This is a genomic window from Streptomyces sp. SA15 (genome assembly GCF_002291145.1).
Taxonomy (GTDB): domain Bacteria; phylum Actinomycetota; class Actinomycetes; order Streptomycetales; family Streptomycetaceae; genus Streptomyces.
In genome coordinates this window covers 136,647-154,491 of the sequence record NZ_NTGE01000195.1, presented here as the reverse complement: position 1 = coordinate 154,491, position 17,845 = coordinate 136,647, and the positions used below count along the sequence as shown (strand labels likewise).

The window sequence follows — 17,845 nt, the reverse complement described above, 5'->3', positions numbered from 1 at the left end:
CCCGCCGCGCAGCCCACCGACGAGCTACGTCACCCCGCTGGTGCGCAAGCTGGCCGCCGAGAACGGCGTCGACCTGGCCACCGTCAAGGGCACCGGCGTCGGCGGCCGTATCCGCAAGCAGGACGTCATCGCCGCCGCCGAGGCCGCGAAGGCCGCCGCCGCTGCCCCGGCTCCGGCCGCGGCCGCCGCTCCGGCCGCCAAGAAGGCGCCGGCCCTGGAGGCCTCCCCCCTCCGTGGCCAGACCGTCAAGATGCCGCGCATCCGCAAGGTCATCGGCGACAACATGGTCAAGGCCCTGCACGAGCAGGCCCAGCTGTCCTCGGTCGTCGAGGTCGACGTGACCCGTCTGATGAAGCTGCGCGCCCGGGCCAAGGACGCGTTCGCGGCCCGCGAGGGCGTGAAGCTCTCCCCGATGCCGTTCTTCGTCAAGGCCGCGGCCCAGGCGCTGAAGGCCCACGCGCCCATCAACGCCAAGATCAACGAGGCCGAGGGCACGATCACCTACTTCGACACCGAGAACATCGGTATCGCGGTGGACTCCGAGAAGGGCCTGATGACCCCGGTCATCAAGAACGCCGGCAGCCTCAACCTCGCCGGTATCGCCAAGGCCACGGCGGAGCTCGCGGGCAAGGTCCGCGCCAGCAAGATCACCCCGGACGAGCTGTCCGGCGCGACCTTCACCATCAGCAACACCGGTTCGCGCGGTGCGCTGTTCGACACGATCATCGTGCCGCCGGGTCAGGTCGCGATCCTCGGCATCGGTGCCACGGTCAAGCGCCCGGCCGTCATCGAGACGGAGGAGGGCACGGTCATCGGCATCCGCGACATGACCTACCTGACCCTGTCCTACGACCACCGTCTGGTGGACGGCGCCGACGCGGCCCGTTACCTGACCGCGGTCAAGGCGATCCTGGAGGCGGGCGAGTTCGAGGTCGAGCTCGGCCTGTAGCCACCAAATCGCTTGTACGGTGCCCCCGTCCGGAGCTCTCCGGGCGGGGGCACCGCGCGTTTGTCACCTCGGCGTCAGCCGCTTGTCCGACCACCCCACCAGGGACTCCACCCACACATTCGGGATCGCCAGCTTCGCCGCGGGCGTCAGGCGCCGCGTCTTGTACGCCTTCAGCACGTCGTACGTGGCGTCGAGGCAGTCCCGCGAGGTGAGCTTGCCGGTCTTCGGGTCGACGCCGACGAGGAAGCCCCGGGCGGCGACGGTACGGATCATCGCGCGGGCCGCCGCCACGTCGTACGTCGAAGAGCCGGTGCACCGGTAACGGCTGTACGGGTGCTCGGACTTACCCGGGTAGTGGGCGTCCCGGGACATCTCGCTGAGCATGCGCGCGTACGACCCCTCCGCGTGCCAGGCGCCGATGTCGCCGCCGGGCGGCGTGTACAGCTTGCCGCTCGGGTTCTCGACCGCGCCGTACACCCAGCGGTCGCTGCCGTTGATCCGGAAACCCCAGCCGACGTGGCCGAACCGCTGTGCCCCGTCCGGCTTGACGAAGACGCAGGCGCCGCCGGGCCCGGCGGGCTGTCCCGCGACCGCGGCCGGCCCCGCCAAGCCGGTGATCTGCTCCGTGCCCGTCGGCTTCGCCTCCGCCCGTGTGGACGTCCGCTCGCAGCCCGTCACGGCCACCAGCGCGCCGAGCACGGCCACCGCGGCCGTCCGGCGAAGCGGTCCACGCAGTCCCCCGATGTTCATGCCATCCCCCTAGGGGCCTGTCCGGCGGATCATGCCGCAGACGCGGGGTCTGGCACGCCCATCTGCCGCGTTGTCGTCACTCGCCGACGCTCCGCGTCGACTCCCTCCTCCGCCTTGCAGCTGGACGCACCAGACCCCGCTCACCGGCGTTGAATGGGGCACCGCCGATTTCCTGCGACCTGATCCGCCGGACAGGCCCTCGTGCCGAGGGGCACCCCGCGCGGGAGCCCTCTGCAGACCGCGACTCCGAGGGAGCCCCTCAGGGTTCCGTCTCTTGACAGAAGACGCCCGGCTGAGAGCGTGTAAGCCTCGTCTCACCTGCACGAAAGCGCCCCCGTGCGCCCCTCACTGAAGGGAGTGCGGCCTTATTGTCTAATCGTCAAACGCCCCCGGGGCCGATGGGCGGCCCCTCCTTAAGGAGCCCTCATGACCGCGCCCGTCGTCCACTCGCTGCGCGAGCAGATCCGCGAGCACATCGTGGAGGGGATCGTCAGCGGGCGCTGGAAGCCGGGCGAGCGGATCGTCGAGCGGCGGATCGCCACCGAGCTGGAGGTCAGTCAGACGCCGGTGCGGGAGGCGCTGCGGGAGCTGGAGTCGCTGCGGCTGATCGAGTCGGCGCCGAACAAGGGCGTGCGGGTGCGGAACCTGACGGCCGCCGATCTGGAGGAGTCGTATCCCGTCCGGGCCGGTCTGGAGGCGATCGCGGCGGAGCTGGCGGCGCACAAGCTGGCGGAGGACTGCTCGGCCCTCGAACCGCATGTCGCCGCCCTGTACGAGGCCGACCGCAAGTCGGACGGGACTGGCCAGGTGCGGCACACGGTGGCCTTCCACCGGGAACTGGTCCGGGCGGCGGGCAACTCGGTGCTGCTGCACACCTGGGAGGGCCTCGGCATCGAGGTGTTCACGGCGCTGTCGATCCGCTGGCTGGGGACGGTGCAGCAGTCGTACGCGGAGGAGCACGAGGAGCTGGTGGAGGCGTTCCGGAGGCGGGATCCCAGGATCGCCGAGCTGGTGAAGGCGCATGTGCTGGGTTGCGCGCCGCGCCATGAACCCTGAGCTCGCCGTCGGCGGTGCCGGACCCACTGGAGCATGCGCTCGCTCAAACGTGCTCCTGACCTGCAAAAATCCCGCCCTGCCACGACACCCGGTGCCGCCGCCGGAGGCACCCCGTGCCGACTTTCTCGCGATCGAGAGATTTTGACCTTCAACCCTTTGATCGATCATCGATCAGGGAGTTACAGTCCTCGACGGGCCACGCGGCGGAAGCCGCATGGTGTCACAGCACCGAGGCCTCAGCCCTGTCCTGCCAAAGACCAAGGGCACCCCCAAACCCCTCATAGGGAACCCCCTTCGACTGAGGAAGGCGGCGACATGACCGACCCCAACGCCATCCAGCCGAGCGCGCTCGACCAGCTCCCCGACCGGGATCCGGAGGAGACCGCCGAATGGCAGGCCTCGCTGGACGCGGTCGCCCAGGCGGCCGGGCCGCACCGTGCCGCGTACCTGATGCGGCGCACGCTGGAGCGTGCCGAGGGCGCCGGTATCGCGCTGCCCAAGCTGCTCGAAACCGACTACGTCAACACCATCCCGACCGCCGCCGAGCCCGCCGTACCGGGTGACGAGGCGATGGAGGCCCGGATCACCGCGTGGAACCGCTGGAACGCGGCCGCGATGGTGACCCGGGGCAGCAAACACGGCGTCGGCGGCCACATCGCCACCTTCGCCTCCGCCGCCTGGCTGTACGAGACCGGCTTCAACCACTTCTTCCAGGGCAAGGAGACCGACGGCTCGGGCGACCAGCTCTACATCCAGGGCCACGCCTCCCCCGGCATCTACGCCCGCGCCTTCCTCGACGGCCGGCTGACCGAGACGCACCTCGACAACTTCCGCCGGGAGGCCGGCGGCAACGGCCTGCCCTCCTACCCGCACCCGCGCCGCCTGCCCTGGCTGTGGGAGTTCCCGACGGTGTCGATGGGCCTCGGCCCGCTCTCCGCGATCTACCAGGCGCGCTTCAACCGCTACCTCACCGCCCGCGGCATCAAGGACGTCTCCCAGTCCCACGTCTGGGCCTTCCTCGGCGACGGCGAGATGGACGAGCCCGAGTCGACGGCGGCCCTCGCGCTCGCCGCCCGCGAGGAGCTGGACAACCTCACCTTCGTCATCAACTGCAACCTGCAGCGTCTCGACGGCCCGGTCCGCGCCAACTTCAAGATCGTGCAGGAGCTGGAGGCCCAGTTCCGCGGCGCCGGCTGGAACGTCATCAAGACGCTGTGGGGTTCGGCCTGGGACGAGCTTTTCCAGCTCGACACCACCGGCGCGCTCGTACGCCGGCTCCGCGAGGTACCGGACGCCCAGGTGCAGACGTACCAGACCCGCGACGCCGCCTACATCCGCCAGGACTTCTTCGGCTCCGACCCGGCGCTGGTCGAGATGGCGAAGCTGCTGAGCGACGACAAGATCCTGGAGTGTTTCCACCTCTCCCGCGGAGGTCACGAGGCGCGCAAGGTGTACGCGGCCTACAAGGCGGCCGTCGAGCACAAGGGCGCCCCGACGGTCATCCTGGCCCAGACGGTCAAGGGCCACACCCTCGGCGAGGGCTTCGCGTCGAAGAACGCCAACCACCAGATGAAGAAGCTGACGGTGGACGAGTTCAAGAGGATGCGCGATCTTCTCGAACTGCCCATCTCCGACGGCCAGTTCGTCGACGGGGTCGTTCCCTACGGCCACCCGGGCGCCGACTCCCCCGAGGTCCGCTACCTCCAGGAGCGCCGCGCGGCCCTCGGCGGCCCCGCCCCGGCCCGCCGTACGCACGCACTGGCCCCCCTGCCCGCCGCCTCCGAGAAGGCCTTCGCCTCCTTCGACAAGGGCTCCGGCTCCCAGAACGTCGCCACGACCATGGCGTTCGTCCGTCTGATCAAGGACCTGGTCCGCGACAAGGAGACCGGCAAGCGCTGGGTGCCGATCGTCCCCGACGAGGCGCGCACCTTCGGCATGGAGTCGCTCTTCCCGTCGCTCGGCATCTACTCGCCCAAGGGGCAGACGTACGAGCCGGTCGACCGCGACCAGCTGATGTACTACAAGGAGGCCCAGAACGGCCAGATCCTCAACGAGGGGATCACCGAGGCCGGTTCGATGGCCGACTTCATCGCCGCTTCCACCGCGTACTCCACGCACGGCGAGGCGATGATCCCGTTCTACATCTTCTACTCGATGTTCGGCTGGCAGCGCACGGCCGACCAGATGTGGCAGCTCGGCGACCAGCTCGGCCGCGGCTTCCTCGTCGGCGCGACCGCGGGACGGACCACGCTCACCGGCGAGGGCCTCCAGCACGCCGACGGCCACTCCCCCGTCATCGCGGCGACCAACCCGGCCGCGCTGACGTACGACCCGGCCTTCGCGTACGAGATCGCCACGATCGTCAAGGACGGTCTGCGCCGGATGTACGGCGAGGCGGCCCCGGGTGAGGACCCGAACGTCTTCTACTACCTCACCGTCTACAACGAGCCGCTGCCCCAGCCGGCGAAGCCGTCCGGAGTCGGCGTCGACGAGGGCATCGTCAAGGGCCTGTACCGCTTCAACACGGCGGAGTCGGCGGAGCTGTCCCCGGCCGCCAACGCCCCGCGCATCCAGCTGCTGGGTTCCGGTACGGCGATCCACTGGGTCCTCGAGGCGCAGAAGCTGCTCGCCGAGGAGTGGGGTGTGGCCGCCGACGTGTGGTCCGCGACCTCCTGGACCGAGCTGCGGCGCGACGCGCTGGAGGCCGACGCGGCGCTGCTGCGCGGCGAGGAGCGGGTGCCGTACGTCCGTCAGGCGCTCCAGGGTGCCGAGGGCCCGGTGCTGGCGGTCTCCGACTACATGCGCCAGGTTCCCGACCAGATCGCGCAGTGGGTCGAGCAGGACTACTCCTCGCTGGGCGCCGACGGCTTCGGTCTGTCGGACACCCGTGAGGCGGCCCGCCGCCACTTCGGCGTCGACGCCCAGTCGGTCGTCGTCGCGGCCCTGGCCCAGCTGGCCCGGCGCGGCGAGGTCAAGGCGACGGCGGTGAAGGAGGCGCGGGAGCGGTACGGCCTGTAGGTCATCGCTCATGTGAAGGGGGTACGGCGTTCGCCGTGCCCCCTTCGTTGTCAGTGGGCCCCGGCATGATGGCCGTATGCGTGCTGCCCGTCTCATCAAAATGGTGCTGCTGCTCCAGTCCCGGCCTTCCATGACCGCCGCCGAGCTGGCGCGGGAGCTGGAGGTGTCCGAGCGGACCGTCACGCGGGACGCGCAGGCGCTGTCGGAGGCGGGGGTGCCGGTGTACGCCGACCGGGGACGGGCCGGTGGCTACCGGCTCATCGGCGGGTACCGGACGCGGCTGACCGGGCTGGCCCGCGGCGAGGCCGAGGCGCTGTTCCTGTCCGGGGTGCCGGGGGCCCTGCGCGAGATGGGGCTGGAGGACGCGGCCTCCGCGGCCCGGCTGAAGGTGTCGGCGGCTCTCCTGCCCTCGCTGCGGGACGCTTCTCGTACGGCGGCGCAGCGCTTCCACCTGGACGCGCCGAACTGGTTCAAGGAGCCGAAGACGCCCGAGCTGCTGCCGGCCGTCGCGGACGCGGTGTGGGACGACCGGCGGATCGTCACGCGGTACCGGAGCAGAGAGGCCGAGGTGGAGCGCGAGCTGGAGCCGTACGGGCTCGTGCTCAAGGCGGGCGTCTGGTATCTGTGCGCGCGGGTGGCCGGGCGCGGGTCCTACCGGGTGTACCGGATCGACCGGTTCACGGCGGTGGAGGCCGGCGAGGAGCGGTTCGCACGGGACGAGGAGTTCGACCTGCCGGGCTTCTGGGAGGAGCGGGCAGAGCAGTTCGCGCGCTCGATCCTGCACGCGGAGGTCGTCGTGCGGCTGTCCGCGGACGGGGTGCGCGCACTGCCGTACGCCGTGGATCCCCAGTCCGCCCGGGAGGCGCTTCAGGCCGCCGGCGCGACCGACGAGGACGGGTGGGTGACGGTGACGCTTCCGGTGGAGTCCGAGGAGGTCGCCCACACGCAACTCGCGGCGCTCGGGCCGGAGGTCGAGGTGCTGGCGCCCGAGGGTCTGCGGGCGCGTTTCGCGAGCGACGCGATACGTCTGGCCCGGATGTACGGCGCGCTGTGACGCGCCCGGCTGTCCGAGACACTGAACTGGACATAACAATCCGCCACACTCCACGTGCGTCCCACCCGTCCAGGGCCGATGCTGGACCCGTGATGGACGAGACGGAGTTCTGGGAGCTGATGGACGCCTCCCGCGAGGCAGCCGAGGGCGACCCCGAGGAGCAGGCCGACCTGCTGGTGGAGCGGCTTGTCCAGCTGGATCCCGAGATGGTCCTGGACTTCGCCCGGCACTTCGAGGCCCGCTACAACCGCGCCTACACCTGGGACCTGTGGGGCGCCGCCTGGGTGCTGCTGGACGGCGCGAGCGACGACGCCTTCGACTTCTTCCGGTGCTGGCTGATCGGCCAGGGCCGCGAGGTGTACGAGGGGGGCGTGCACGACCCGGACTCGCTCGCCGACCTGCTGGAGGACTTCGACGAGGAGATCGACGGCGACGGCGAGGAACTCGGCTACGCGGCGGACGAGGCGTACGAGCAGCTCACCGGCACCGTCGCCCCCGACCTGGGCATCCCGCCCGCGCCCTCGGAGCCGGAGGGGACGCCCATCGACTTCGAGAACGAGCGGGTGCTGGCGGAGCGGTATCCCAAGCTGTGGGAGCGGTTCAGGGACTGAAGGAGTGGTCTCTACGCCGCGGTCCTGCGGCGCGTCGTGTCGGACGGGATGTACGCCTGGTTCTGGTCGGCCCGCACCGCGTGATGCATCGGTGCCTTGTTGGCCTGGTCGAGCGCGGACGCCGTGACGGCGGCCGGTCCCAGGACGACGGTCGCGACCGCACAGACCACCGTCCACATGCGCCTGCTGCTGTTCCTGCTCATGATCCCCACCTCCGGTCGGCTTCTGGTGAAGACCGTAGGTGGCGGGTATCTGAGCAGCCTGCGTGCCGACTGTGACCTTCCTGTGGACCGCACGACCGGCCTGAGGGCCAGTTCCACATCCGACCGGAAATATGACACAGGCTCTCACTTCCTGCCCTGCAGTCGTGCCGCCCGCTCCCTGATCTCCGGCAGGCGGGCGCTCAGGGCGGCGCCCGGGCAGCTGGTCCTGAACCCGTCGTTGTGGCCCGCCACGGCGGGCAGCGCGACGGTGGTGCCGGCCTCGTACCGGCTGCGGCTGTTGCTGGACGTCAGCTGGACCCGTGCGCGCGGGTCGATGTCGGCGAGGCTCAGCTTCCAGGCGGCCAGGGCGGCGATCGCGTCGGCCATCGCCTGCGGGACAGGGACCCCGGCCGTGAACGTGCCGAGGGCGGCGATGCCCGCCGTGCGGTGGTTGAAGCCCTGGGTGTGGGCGCCGGTGACAGGGCGGTCGACGCCGCCCGCGCGGCCCTCGTAGATGGTGCCGCAGCGGTCGACGAGGAAGTTGTAGCCGATGTCGTCGAACTGGCGGGTGTCGATCTGGCCTGCGGCGAGGCCGCGGATGATGCGGGGCGCGTCGGCGCAGTCGTAGTCGTTGGGCGAGTCGGTGTGGTGGACGAAGACCGCGACGACCTTGTCGTCGTAGCGCGGGGGCGGCCGGGTGCGGGTGCTGTCGACCGCCCAGGCGGATCTCGGCACGATGTGTGGCCGGGCCGCGGGGTCGGCGACGGCGGGGCGGGCCACGACCGGCCGTGCGCGGGCGCCACTCGCACGGTCGATTCCGGCCGCGCACAGGGGCAGTGCGACGGCGGCGGAGAGGCCGGGCAGGCAGCCGAGCAGCACGAGCACGGCGCCCGGTATGCGCACCGGACGCGGTGTCCGCCGTCCGCTCGGTCCTCGCGCTCTCGGGATCGGTCTTCGGGCACGCATGAACCCACTGTCCGACGGATCCGGTCCGCCCGCGATGTGTGCTGTGCCACCCGGTGGAACCATCGTCCGGGTCCGCGACGTTTTTCCAGGTGCACGCGCGCGTGGCCGGTTCCGGATCACTCCGCACGTGCGGCTGATCATTGGGCCCGTCCCGCGCGTACTAGGGGGACGGAGGGGACGCCCCCTGAGGGTCCGACAGAAAGGCGGCTCCGTGGACCTGCTCGACATCCTGCTGTTGCTGGTGATCGTCGCCTACGCGGCGTCCGGCTACCGGCGCGGACTGGTGGCCGGAGTTGTCTCGTTCGCCGGCTTCGTGGGCGGCGCGGTCATCGGCGTGTGGGTGCTGCCGTGGATGATGGACCTGGTGTCACCGGGGACGACGACGGCGACGGTGACCGCGGTGCTGACGGTCCTGGTCCCGGCCGCGGTGGGGCACGAACTGGCGGGGCGGCTGGCGCTCAGACTGCGCCTGGAGCTGGACCGGGGCCCGCTCAGGGTGGCCGACGGGATAGGCGGGGCCGTGGCCAACTCGGTGGCGGTGCTGATCGTGGCGTGGGTGGCCGCGAGCGTCCTCGCCGCGTCCTCGTCCCCGCTGGTCACGACGGCGATCCGGGACTCACGGCTGCTCGGCACGGTGCAGGACACCATGCCGGAGACGACCCCCGCCTGGTTCTCGCGGGCCACCTCGGCGCTCACCGAGGCGGGCTTCCCGCAGGTCTTCAACCCCTTCGAGAACGAGTCGACGGCCGAGGTCGCCAAGCCCACCGGCGACAGCGTGACGGCGGCCGCGACGAACGCCGCCAAGCTGAGCACGGTGAAGATCGAGGGCATCGCGGGCAACCAGGGCCGCGAGGGCAGCGGCTTCGTGTACGCGCCGCAGCATGTGATGACCAACGCCCACGTGGTGGCCGGCATCGACGACCCGAGCGTGCGGGTCGGCGGGGTCGGGCGGTCGTACGAGTCCCGCGTGGTGCTCTTCGATCCGGACAAGGACGTGGCGGTGCTGTACGTGCCGGATCTGAACGCACCCGTGCTGCGCTTCGACGACGGCGCCAGGCGCGGCGACTCGGCCGTGGTCGCGGGCTATCCGCAGGACGGCGACCTGAACCTGCAGGCGGCGACGGTCGCGAACCGGGTGCAGGCGCGGGGGCAGAACATCTACAACGACGAGACGGTCGTCCGCGAGATCTACTCGATCCGCTCCACCGTCCGCCCCGGCAACTCCGGCGGCCCGCTGCTGACCACCGACGGCCGGGTGTACGGCATGGTCTTCGCCCGCTCGACCTCGGACGCCGAGACGGGGTACGTCCTGACGGCGGACGAGGTCGCGGACGACGCCCGGAGCGCGGCGGACGCGACGGCACCGGTGGACTCGGGCGAGCTGGTCACGTCCTGAGCGGCCCCTCGCAGCCGGCCTGCTCACTCGCCCTCGTACGGGGCAATGCCGCCCGCGACGGCCGGCGGGGGCGTACCCCTGACCTCATGTCACGTGCGCTCCTGTTGGCCTCGCTGTTCGCCCTCACCGCCGCCCCGGTCCGGGACTCCGGTGTCCGGGGCTGGGTGCTCGCCGGTTTCGCCACGGCGGCGGTGGTGGCGGGGGTGCCGCTCTACGTGGTGGTGCGCAGACGTCGTACGACCGCCGCGGCCGAGCAGGTCAGAGACTGCGCCCCATGAGCACGTCGTCGACGTACTCGCCGTTCAGCAGGAACTCCTCGGGCAGGACGCCCTCCACCACGAAGCCCTCGGACTCGTAGAGCCTGCGGGCCGGGGCGTTGTGTCCCAGGACGCGCAGGGTGATGCGGCGCGCTCCGTGCCGCCGTGACTCGTCCTGCGCGGCCCGCAGCAGCGCCCGGGCGACCCCGGCGCCGCGCGCCTCCTCGGCGACGGCGAGGCCCTGGATCTGGCGGACGTGGGCGTTGCAGGCGAGCGACGTCGGGTAGCCCAGCCGGATGTAGCCGACGACGCTCCCGCCGAGCTCCGCGACGAGGTGGTCCCGCGGCCCGAACCGCTCGTTGAAGAAGGGTTCGTACGGCGGCTTCGGGCGCGGTTGGACGGCGTGCAGCGGGGACCAGGTGTCGCGGTCGAGTCGGCCCAGGGCGTCCTCGTCGTCGACGGTGGCGTGGCGAATGTACGGATCCGGCATGACGATCACCCTACGACGGCGGTTCCGGGACCCCTACGGGGTTTTCCGCGGCCACTGAGCGAGGATGGTGGTCATGGAACGTTCCCGAATCGCGGTGGCCGGTGCCTCAGGTCTCATCGGCAGCGCCCTCGTGCGGTCCCTGACGGCGGACGGGCACGAGGTGGTACGGCTGGTGCGCCGGGACCCCCGGACGCCGGACGAGGTCCGCTGGGACCCCGAGCGGAAGTACGTCGACGCGGCCGGGCTCGCCGGGTGCGACGCGGTGGTCAACCTGGCCGGGGCGAACGTGGGCTCGCGCCGCTGGACGGACGCCTACAAGGCGAGGCTCCGGGACAGCCGGGTGCTGGGTACGGCGGCCCTCGCCGAGACCGTCGCCGCCCTGGACGAGCCGCCGCGGGTGTTCGTGAACGGCAGCGCGATCGGCTACTACGGCGAGACGGGCGACCGGGCCGTCGACGAGGACGCGCCGCCCGGGGAGGGCTTCCTGCCCGAGCTGTGCGTGGAGTGGGAGGGGGCCGCGGCGCCGGCCCAGGAGGCGGGCGTACGGACGGTGTTCACGCGGACGGGTCTGGTGGTGGCCCGTCAGGGCGGGGCCTGGGGGCGGCTGTTCCCGCTGTTCAAGGCGGGGCTCGGGGGGCGGATGGGCGACGGGCGGCAGTACTGGTCGTTCGTCTCGCTGCACGACGAGGTGGCCGCGATCCGCCATCTCATGGACACCGAGGGCCTCGCGGGGCCGTTCAACGTGACCGCCCCGCATCCGCTGACGAACCGTGAGATCACCGCCGCGATGGGGCGCGTGCTGCGCCGGCCGACGCTGTTCACGGTGCCCGCACCCGTGCTGCGGGGCGTGCTCGGCGAGATGGCCGGGGATGTGCTCGGGAGTCAACGCGTGTTGCCGATGCGACTGCTGGAGTCAGGGTTCACCTTCGCGTTTCCGGAGATCGAGGGGGCGATCCGGGCCGCGTTGTGACCCTTGAGGCCGCTTGCGTGACGCGCCACGTCCGTATGCGACCGGCGTGCGACCGTGCCCTGTCCATGCGCGACTCCCCCTGACCGATCACGGCCCTACCCTCGTGCCGAACTCGGGCATTCCCGGAGGCAGTTGGGGGCATCACGTCTCCACCGGCCGCGCAACCTCGAGGAGGGGCACGTGCTTGAGCCCGCGTACCAGGCGGACGTCGTGATCGTGGGAGCCGGGGTCGCCGGGCTCTCCGCGGCGCATCGGCTGACCAGCGCAGGAGTGAGGACCGCGGTGCTGGAGGCCGCCCCGTGCGTGGGCGGCCGCATGTCGACCGAGAAGGTCGACGGCTTCCGGCTCGACCGCATCGGGCAGCTGCTGTCCACGGCGTATCCCGAACTACGGCTGACACCCGGGCTCGACGGGCTGGTCCTGCGCCCGTTCGCACCGGGGGTCCTGCTGCACAGCGACGGCCGCCACCATCGCGCGGGCATCCCGGCGAACGCGGGGGGCGCGAGGGGCGCACTCCATGCGGTGCGCGCCCTGGCGAGCGCCCCTCGGGTGGTGGCCGGGCCATGGGGCAGGAGTGCGCCTCGCCCGGCGTCCGGGGGCAGGGGCCGGAACGTTCCTTGGCCGACGTCCGGAGCGGGCGGCCGGAACGTTTTCTCGCCGGCCGCCGCGCCCGGCACCGCCCGCACCGCTCCCCGGGGGACGGCCCCGCTCGGCACCGCCGTCGACCAGGCCCGCCTCGGGGCCTCGCTCTCCCGGCTCGCGAACACGCCCCTCGAGCGCCTCCTGACCCGCCCCGAACTGCCCGCCGGACAGGCCCTCGCGGCTCGCGGTGTGCCCGCCCGCACGGTCGACGGCTTCCTGCGCCCGCTGCTCGCCGCCCTGCTGTGCGACCCGGAGCTGTCCACGTCCAGCCGGTGCGCGGACCTCGCGCTGCGCGCCTTCGCGCGCGGGCGGCTGTGCGTGCCGGAGGGCGGTGCCGAGACCCTGCCGGAGCTGCTCGCGCGGACGCTGCCGCCGGGCACGGTGCACACCGGCGTCCGGGTCACCGCCGTCTCCACGACATCCGTGACCACCGCCGAGCACGGCGAGATCCGCTGCCGGGCCGTCCTGCTCGCGACCGACGCCCGGGCCGCCGCCGAGCTGCTGCCGGGCCTTCGCGTGCCGGACTTCCACCCGGTGACGGTGGTGCACCACACCACGGACGAGCCTCCGGCGACGGGCGCGTCCCTGCTGCTCGACGCGGACCGGGGCGGCCCGGTCGCGCACACGGCGGTGGTCAGCCGCGTCGACCCGTCCCGCGCACCAGCGGGCCGGACGCTCGTGTCGTCGACGGTCCTGGGCCCGCCCCCACCCGACCTCGACACCGCCGTACGCATGCACCTGTCCCGCCTCTACGGCACCTCCACCCGGCGCTGGGAGACGCTCGCCGTCCACCACACCGCCGAGGCGGTACCCGCGATGCGCCCACCGCACGACCTGCGCCGTCCGGTACGGCTGCTGGCGGGCCTGTACGTGTGCGGCGACCACCGGGACACCAGCACCGTGCAGGGGGCGCTGCACTCGGCCCACAGGGCCGCCTCGGCGATCCTGGCGGACCTGGGGGCGGCGGGGTCGATGCACGTGGCCGAGCCGTTGCCTTCGGCCCGGGCGGCTCAGCCGAAGCCGCCGGCCCGGGCGGCTTAGCCGAAGGCCGCCACCTTGTCCCGGTAACCCCGTACCGGTGCCGCGTCCTTGTAGGGCTCCAGCCTCCGCTCGAAGTCCCGTACGTACTCGATCGCCCGGACCGAGCGCATCTCCGCCGCCTGTCCGGCCGCCTCGGCCCCGAGCGCGCAGGCCTGGTCGAGTTCGCCCAGGCCGAGGCGGGCGGAGGCGAGGACGACACGGCAGAAGAGGCGGCTGCGGGCGTAGGAGGGGGCGCGCAGTTGCAGCGCGCGCTCCGCGTGCTGGGCGGCGGAGCGGAACTGCTGGAGGTCCCGGTGGCAGTGCCCGAACTCGTCGGCGAGCTGCGCCTCGTCGAAGAACCGCGCCCAGTGCGGGAGCTCGTCGCCGGGCCGGGCGGCCTCCAGGGCGCGCTCGGCCCGCACGAGTGAGCCGGTGCAGGCACGCACCTCGCCGAGCACCCCGTGCCCACGCGCCTCGACCGCGTGCAGCAGCGCCTGGACGACGGGCGGGGCGTTGGTGCCGACGCCCTGCTGAGCCACCCGCGCGAGCTGCACGGCCTCGCGCCCGTGCCCGAGATAGACGGCCTGGCGGCTCATCGTGACGAGGACGTAGCTGCCGTACGCCCGGTCCCCGGCCGCCTGCGCGAGCCGTAGCGCCTGCACGAAGTACCGCTGGGCGAGGCCGTGCGCGGCGATGTCGTACGACGTCCAGCCCGCGAGCCTCGTCAGGTCGGCGGCCGCCGCGAACAGGCGGCGGCCCGTCTGCTCGCCGTAGGTGCCGCGCAGCATCGGCTCGCACTCGTGCTCCAGGTAGCGCACGAGGGCCTGGCGGGCGTGGCCGCCGCCGTACATGTCGTCCAGGGAGCGGAACAGCTCGCCGACCGAGCGGAGGGCGGAGATGTCGCCGCCGGTGACCTTCTGCCCTGGGCCGCGTTCGGCCTGGCCGCGCTGGCGGGGCACCGCGGGGCGGACCTGGGCGGGGACGCGGGCGGCGGGCTCACCGCGGGCGACCTTGTCGTCGGGGCGGCCGATCAGCCAGTCGCGGCTGGGAACGACGAGCCCCGCCGGGGTGAACGCGATCTTGCGCAGTTCGGCGTGGCTGCCGGAGTCCTTGCGCCACAGCCCGCTGACGATGTCGACGGCTTCCTCGGGGGTGGCGGCGAATTCGAGGCCGGCGTAGACCGGGGCGCAGGCGTCCAGGCCCAGGTCCTGTGCGGTCAGGCGGCGGCCGAGGCGGCGGGTGAAGACCTCCGCGATCAGGGCGGGGGTGGTGCCGCGGGGCTGCTGCCCACGCAGCCACCGGGTCACGGAGGTCTTGTCGTATCTCAGATCAAGCCCGTGTTCGAGACCGAGCTGGTCCACGCGACGGGCGAGTCCCGCGTTGGAGAACCCCGCTTCTGCGATGAGCGCGGCGAGCTGGCGGTTGGGGGTGCGCTGCGCGGGTCGTTCCGTCATCTGCGGTGCGGTCTCCTGCCTTCGGGCCTCGCGGAGGCCCTGTGGTGCCTGCGGTGCCCGGGATTGCCTGTGAGCAGCCCTTATGGCCTCGTGAACGGCGCGAATGTAGCTGAGCGTAAGCAGTCGATCGCACACTTCGACGTTCATTCATCCGATCGTGTGAGGATCGTGGGGTCGGGCTGACGCGGACGTTCCGGTCTTCCCGGCCTTCGCCCGGACGGGCCGTTCCTACGGCTCGTACAGGCAGTCGTACAACCGGTCGTACAGTGGCGTAGGCACCCCTCGTGCCTTACGACCTTCTAGGGAGGCGCTTGCCGTGAGTGAGTTGCGGTTCGTCCGCATGGGGTTCGGTCCGGACGCGGTCGAGTACCAGGAGGCGTGGGACGAGCAGCGCCGGGTGCACGCGGCGCGGTTCGCCGACGAGGTACCCGACACCGTCCTGCTCCTCGAGCACCCGCCGGTCTACACGGCCGGCCGGCGCACGGCGGACAACGAACGCCCCCTCGACGGCACGCCGGTCATCGACGTGGACCGCGGCGGCAAGATCACCTGGCACGGCCCGGGCCAGCTGGTGGGCTACCCGATCCAGAAGCTGCCGCGGCCGGTGGACGTCGTCGCGCATGTACGGCGGCTGGAGGAGGCCCTGCTGCGTACGTGCGCGGAGTTCGGTGTGGAGACGACCCGGGTCGAGGGCCGCAGTGGGGTGTGGGTGCTCGGCGACCCGGTCGAGCAGCGGCCGGGGCTCGGCGGGCTCGCCCTGGACTTCGATCCGCGGCTGCACGACGAGGAGTTCGACCCACGGCTGAACGGGCCGGACTACGCCCCGTCCAACGCCGGCCAGCGCCGTGAGGACCGCAAGATCGCGGCGATCGGGATCCGGGTGGCCAAGGGCGTCACGATGCACGGCTTCGCTCTGAACGTGAACCCCGACAACGTGTGGTTCGACCGGATCATCCCGTGCGGGATTCGGGACGCGGGGGTTACGTCGCTGGCGAACGAGCTGGGCCGGGACGTGACGATCGCCGAGGTGCTGCCGGTGGTGGAGCGGCACCTTCAGGATGTGCTGGAGAACGCGGAGTTGAGGCCGCGGGTGGTTGAGCGGGCGTCGGCGTAGCACGCCGTTGGGGGGTGGGGTGTTCCTCGCCCCCGCCGCCCCTACCCGTCCCATCCCCAGGGACTCTGCCCCTTCGACCCCGCCAGGGGGCTCCGCCCCCTGTACCCCCGCGGGGCTTCGCCCCTGCACCCCATCGGCCTGAACGGCCGCGTCCTCAAACGCCGACGGGCTGGATGTGGTGCACCTCTCGACCAACCGAGACGGGTGGTGGGTGGACAGAGGCTCGGGGGCCTGGGGGCGGGGCCCCCAGCAAACGCCCACACCGACGCCGGGCGCGGGAATGGCCCACCGTTCCGCAAGGTTGCCCACCCCGGGGACCGAAAACGTACGGGCGTACCCTGGTGTACGCCGAAGAATCGAAGCTACAGGGAGCCGACGTGTCCGCAGTCGCACCCGACGGACGCAAGATGCTGCGCCTGGAGGTCCGTAACAGCCAGACCCCCATCGAGCGCAAGCCCGAGTGGATCAAGACCCGGGCGAAAATGGGTCCCGAGTACACGAAGATGCAGAACCTCGTGAAGAGCGAGGGCCTGCACACCGTCTGCCAGGAAGCCGGCTGCCCCAACATCTACGAGTGCTGGGAGGACCGCGAGGCGACCTTCCTCATCGGCGGCGACCAGTGCACCCGGCGCTGCGACTTCTGCCAGATCGACACCGGCAAGCCCGAGGCACTGGACCGGGACGAACCCCGGCGCGTGGGCGAGTCCGTGGTCACCATGGACCTGAACTACGCCACCATCACCGGTGTCGCGCGCGACGACCTCGAGGACGGCGGCGCCTGGCTGTACGCCGAGACGGTCCGCCAGATCCACGAGCAGACCGCCGCCCGCGAGGCCGGCCGTACCAAGGTCGAGCTCCTCGCCCCGGACTTCAACGCCGTACCGGAGCTGCTCGAAGAGGTCTTCGCCTCCCGCCCCGAGGTCTTCGCGCACAACGTCGAGACGGTCCCCCGGATCTTCAAGCGCATCCGCCCCGGCTTCCGCTACGACCGCTCGCTGAAGGTCATCACCGAGGCCCGCGACTACGGCCTGGTCACCAAGTCCAACCTGATCCTCGGCATGGGCGAGACCCGCGAGGAGATCAGCGAGGCGCTCCGGCAGCTGCACGACGCCGGCTGCGAGCTGGTCACCATCACGCAGTACCTGCGCCCCAGCGTGCGCCACCACCCCGTGGAGCGCTGGGTGAAGCCGCAGGAGTTCGTGGAGCTGAAGCAGGAGGCCGAGGAGATCGGTTTCTCCGGCGTGATGTCCGGCCCGCTGGTCCGGTCCTCGTACCGCGCCGGGCGGCTCTACCAGATGGCGATCGAACAGCGTCAGTTTGCTGCTCCGCAGCGGGGTGGCTCCTCCGTCGCCTCGCAGGCCGTGTGACCTGCCCGACAAACCGTCACCCCCCTTGCCCAACGGGGAGCGACCCAAGCGTGTGAATTCCCGCACAAGCACTTACTCGCCGGTAGCGGCCGATACGACGCGGTCCTGACCGTCCTCGCAGATGAGGGCGTACGTCAGGGCCGCGTCAGTGTTTGGGCCCGCCGCATCAAGGCTTCATTGGTGTTTGACCGGTCGGTCACGCCCTGGTAACACCAATCAGTGACCCTGAACTCACGCCACGTACACCCATACCCGCAGCGGTATCGAGGGGGGACCTCCATCATGCAGGCCGCGCCCGTTCGCGCCACAGCCATTCCGTCCGTCACCGACGCACTCCGTGCCGTCGAGTCCCTGCTCATGAGCAGCGGTCAGCGCACCGCCCGCCGCAACGCCTGGACGTCCGTCCTCGAGGACCGCCGCCGCGCCAAGGACCGGGTCGAGGCCCAGCGCGTGCTGGAACAGACCTTCACCGCCCACTCCTGAGTCCGGTCATCCCGTCCTCCCCTTCCCCGCGGGCACACTGCCGTC

17 protein-coding genes are annotated in these 17,845 nt (G+C 71.8%); 12 read left to right on the top strand and 5 right to left on the bottom strand.

Annotated features, from left to right (window positions below; genetic code table 11):
- A partial coding sequence (gene sucB, locus CLM62_RS41880) for a 2-oxoglutarate dehydrogenase, E2 component, dihydrolipoamide succinyltransferase (protein WP_095755127.1) occupies window positions 1–949 on the top strand: 949 nt, incomplete at its 5' end.
- Window positions 950–1,012: 63 nt separating this feature from the next.
- On the opposite strand, the gene CLM62_RS41875 is transcribed toward sucB, so the two are convergent.
- Window positions 1,013–1,699, bottom strand: a complete 687-nt coding sequence (locus CLM62_RS41875) for a hypothetical protein (RefSeq protein ID WP_095755115.1) — start codon at window positions 1,697–1,699, stop codon at window positions 1,013–1,015.
- Between the two features lie 426 nt (window positions 1,700–2,125).
- On the opposite strand from CLM62_RS41875, the gene CLM62_RS41865 reads away from it, so the two are divergent.
- From CLM62_RS41865 to CLM62_RS41850, 4 genes are all read left to right on the top strand, one after another.
- Entirely contained in the window at window positions 2,126–2,755 is a 630-nt protein-coding gene (locus CLM62_RS41865; protein WP_095755114.1) for a GntR family transcriptional regulator, read from the top strand.
- Between the two features lie 315 nt (window positions 2,756–3,070).
- Complete coding sequence (gene aceE, locus CLM62_RS41860; RefSeq protein WP_095755113.1) at window positions 3,071–5,773, top strand: pyruvate dehydrogenase (acetyl-transferring), homodimeric type; 2,703 nt, start codon at window positions 3,071–3,073, stop codon at window positions 5,771–5,773.
- A gap of 76 nt (window positions 5,774–5,849) precedes the next feature.
- Window positions 5,850–6,827: a YafY family protein gene (locus CLM62_RS41855; protein ID WP_095755112.1), complete on the top strand. Its 978-nt coding sequence runs from the start codon at window positions 5,850–5,852 to the stop codon at window positions 6,825–6,827.
- 92 nt (window positions 6,828–6,919) lie between these two features.
- A complete protein-coding gene (locus CLM62_RS41850) occupies window positions 6,920–7,438 on the top strand; it encodes a DUF4240 domain-containing protein (RefSeq protein WP_095755111.1) in 519 nt (172 codons plus the stop codon).
- Window positions 7,439–7,449: 11 nt separating this feature from the next.
- On the opposite strand, the gene CLM62_RS41845 is transcribed toward CLM62_RS41850, so the two are convergent.
- Entirely contained in the window at window positions 7,450–7,641 is a 192-nt protein-coding gene (locus tag CLM62_RS41845) for a hypothetical protein (protein ID WP_095755110.1), read from the bottom strand.
- 144 nt (window positions 7,642–7,785) lie between these two features.
- A complete protein-coding gene (locus tag CLM62_RS41840) occupies window positions 7,786–8,748 on the bottom strand; it encodes a peptidoglycan recognition protein (RefSeq protein WP_257004404.1) in 963 nt (320 codons plus the stop codon).
- A 70-nt stretch (window positions 8,749–8,818) separates the two neighbouring features.
- Here CLM62_RS41840 and CLM62_RS41835 point away from each other — a divergent pair, with 70 nt between their 5' ends.
- On the top strand, window positions 8,819–10,003 hold the full coding sequence (locus tag CLM62_RS41835; protein ID WP_095755108.1) for a MarP family serine protease: 1,185 nt from the start codon (window positions 8,819–8,821) through the stop codon (window positions 10,001–10,003).
- An 86-nt stretch (window positions 10,004–10,089) separates the two neighbouring features.
- Entirely contained in the window at window positions 10,090–10,281 is a 192-nt protein-coding gene (locus CLM62_RS41830) for a hypothetical protein (protein WP_095755107.1), read from the top strand.
- Here the strand turns inward: CLM62_RS41830 and CLM62_RS41825 are convergent.
- Entirely contained in the window at window positions 10,262–10,750 is a 489-nt protein-coding gene (locus tag CLM62_RS41825) for a GNAT family N-acetyltransferase (protein ID WP_179382454.1), read from the bottom strand. The two genes, CLM62_RS41830 and CLM62_RS41825, sit on opposite strands and share 20 nt — an antisense overlap.
- Window positions 10,751–10,823: 73 nt before the next feature.
- On the opposite strand from CLM62_RS41825, the gene CLM62_RS41820 reads away from it, so the two are divergent.
- Both CLM62_RS41820 and CLM62_RS41815 read left to right on the top strand, forming a co-directional pair.
- Complete coding sequence (locus CLM62_RS41820; protein WP_095755126.1) at window positions 10,824–11,720, top strand: TIGR01777 family oxidoreductase; 897 nt, start codon at window positions 10,824–10,826, stop codon at window positions 11,718–11,720.
- Window positions 11,721–11,900: 180 nt separating this feature from the next.
- A complete protein-coding gene (locus CLM62_RS41815) occupies window positions 11,901–13,403 on the top strand; it encodes an NAD(P)/FAD-dependent oxidoreductase (RefSeq protein ID WP_095755105.1) in 1,503 nt (500 codons plus the stop codon).
- On the opposite strand, the gene CLM62_RS41810 is transcribed toward CLM62_RS41815, so the two are convergent.
- On the bottom strand, window positions 13,400–14,836 hold the full coding sequence (locus tag CLM62_RS41810) for a regulator (RefSeq protein ID WP_095755104.1): 1,437 nt from the start codon (window positions 14,834–14,836) through the stop codon (window positions 13,400–13,402). The genes CLM62_RS41815 and CLM62_RS41810 overlap by 4 nt on opposite strands.
- Window positions 14,837–15,152: 316 nt before the next feature.
- On the opposite strand from CLM62_RS41810, the gene lipB reads away from it, so the two are divergent.
- The 3 genes from lipB to CLM62_RS41795 all read left to right on the top strand — a co-directional run bounded on the left by lipB (window position 15,153) and on the right by CLM62_RS41795 (window position 17,800).
- Window positions 15,153–15,950, top strand: coding sequence for a lipoyl(octanoyl) transferase LipB (lipB, locus tag CLM62_RS41805; protein ID WP_095755103.1), 798 nt, complete (start codon window positions 15,153–15,155; stop codon window positions 15,948–15,950).
- Between the two features lie 377 nt (window positions 15,951–16,327).
- Window positions 16,328–17,317 carry a lipoyl synthase gene (lipA, locus tag CLM62_RS41800; protein WP_095755102.1) on the top strand — a complete coding sequence of 330 codons (990 nt, stop codon included), beginning with the start codon at window positions 16,328–16,330 and terminating at the stop codon, window positions 17,315–17,317.
- Between the two features lie 282 nt (window positions 17,318–17,599).
- A complete protein-coding gene (locus CLM62_RS41795) occupies window positions 17,600–17,800 on the top strand; it encodes a hypothetical protein (RefSeq protein ID WP_095755101.1) in 201 nt (66 codons plus the stop codon).
- Window positions 17,801–17,845 lie beyond the last annotated feature (45 nt).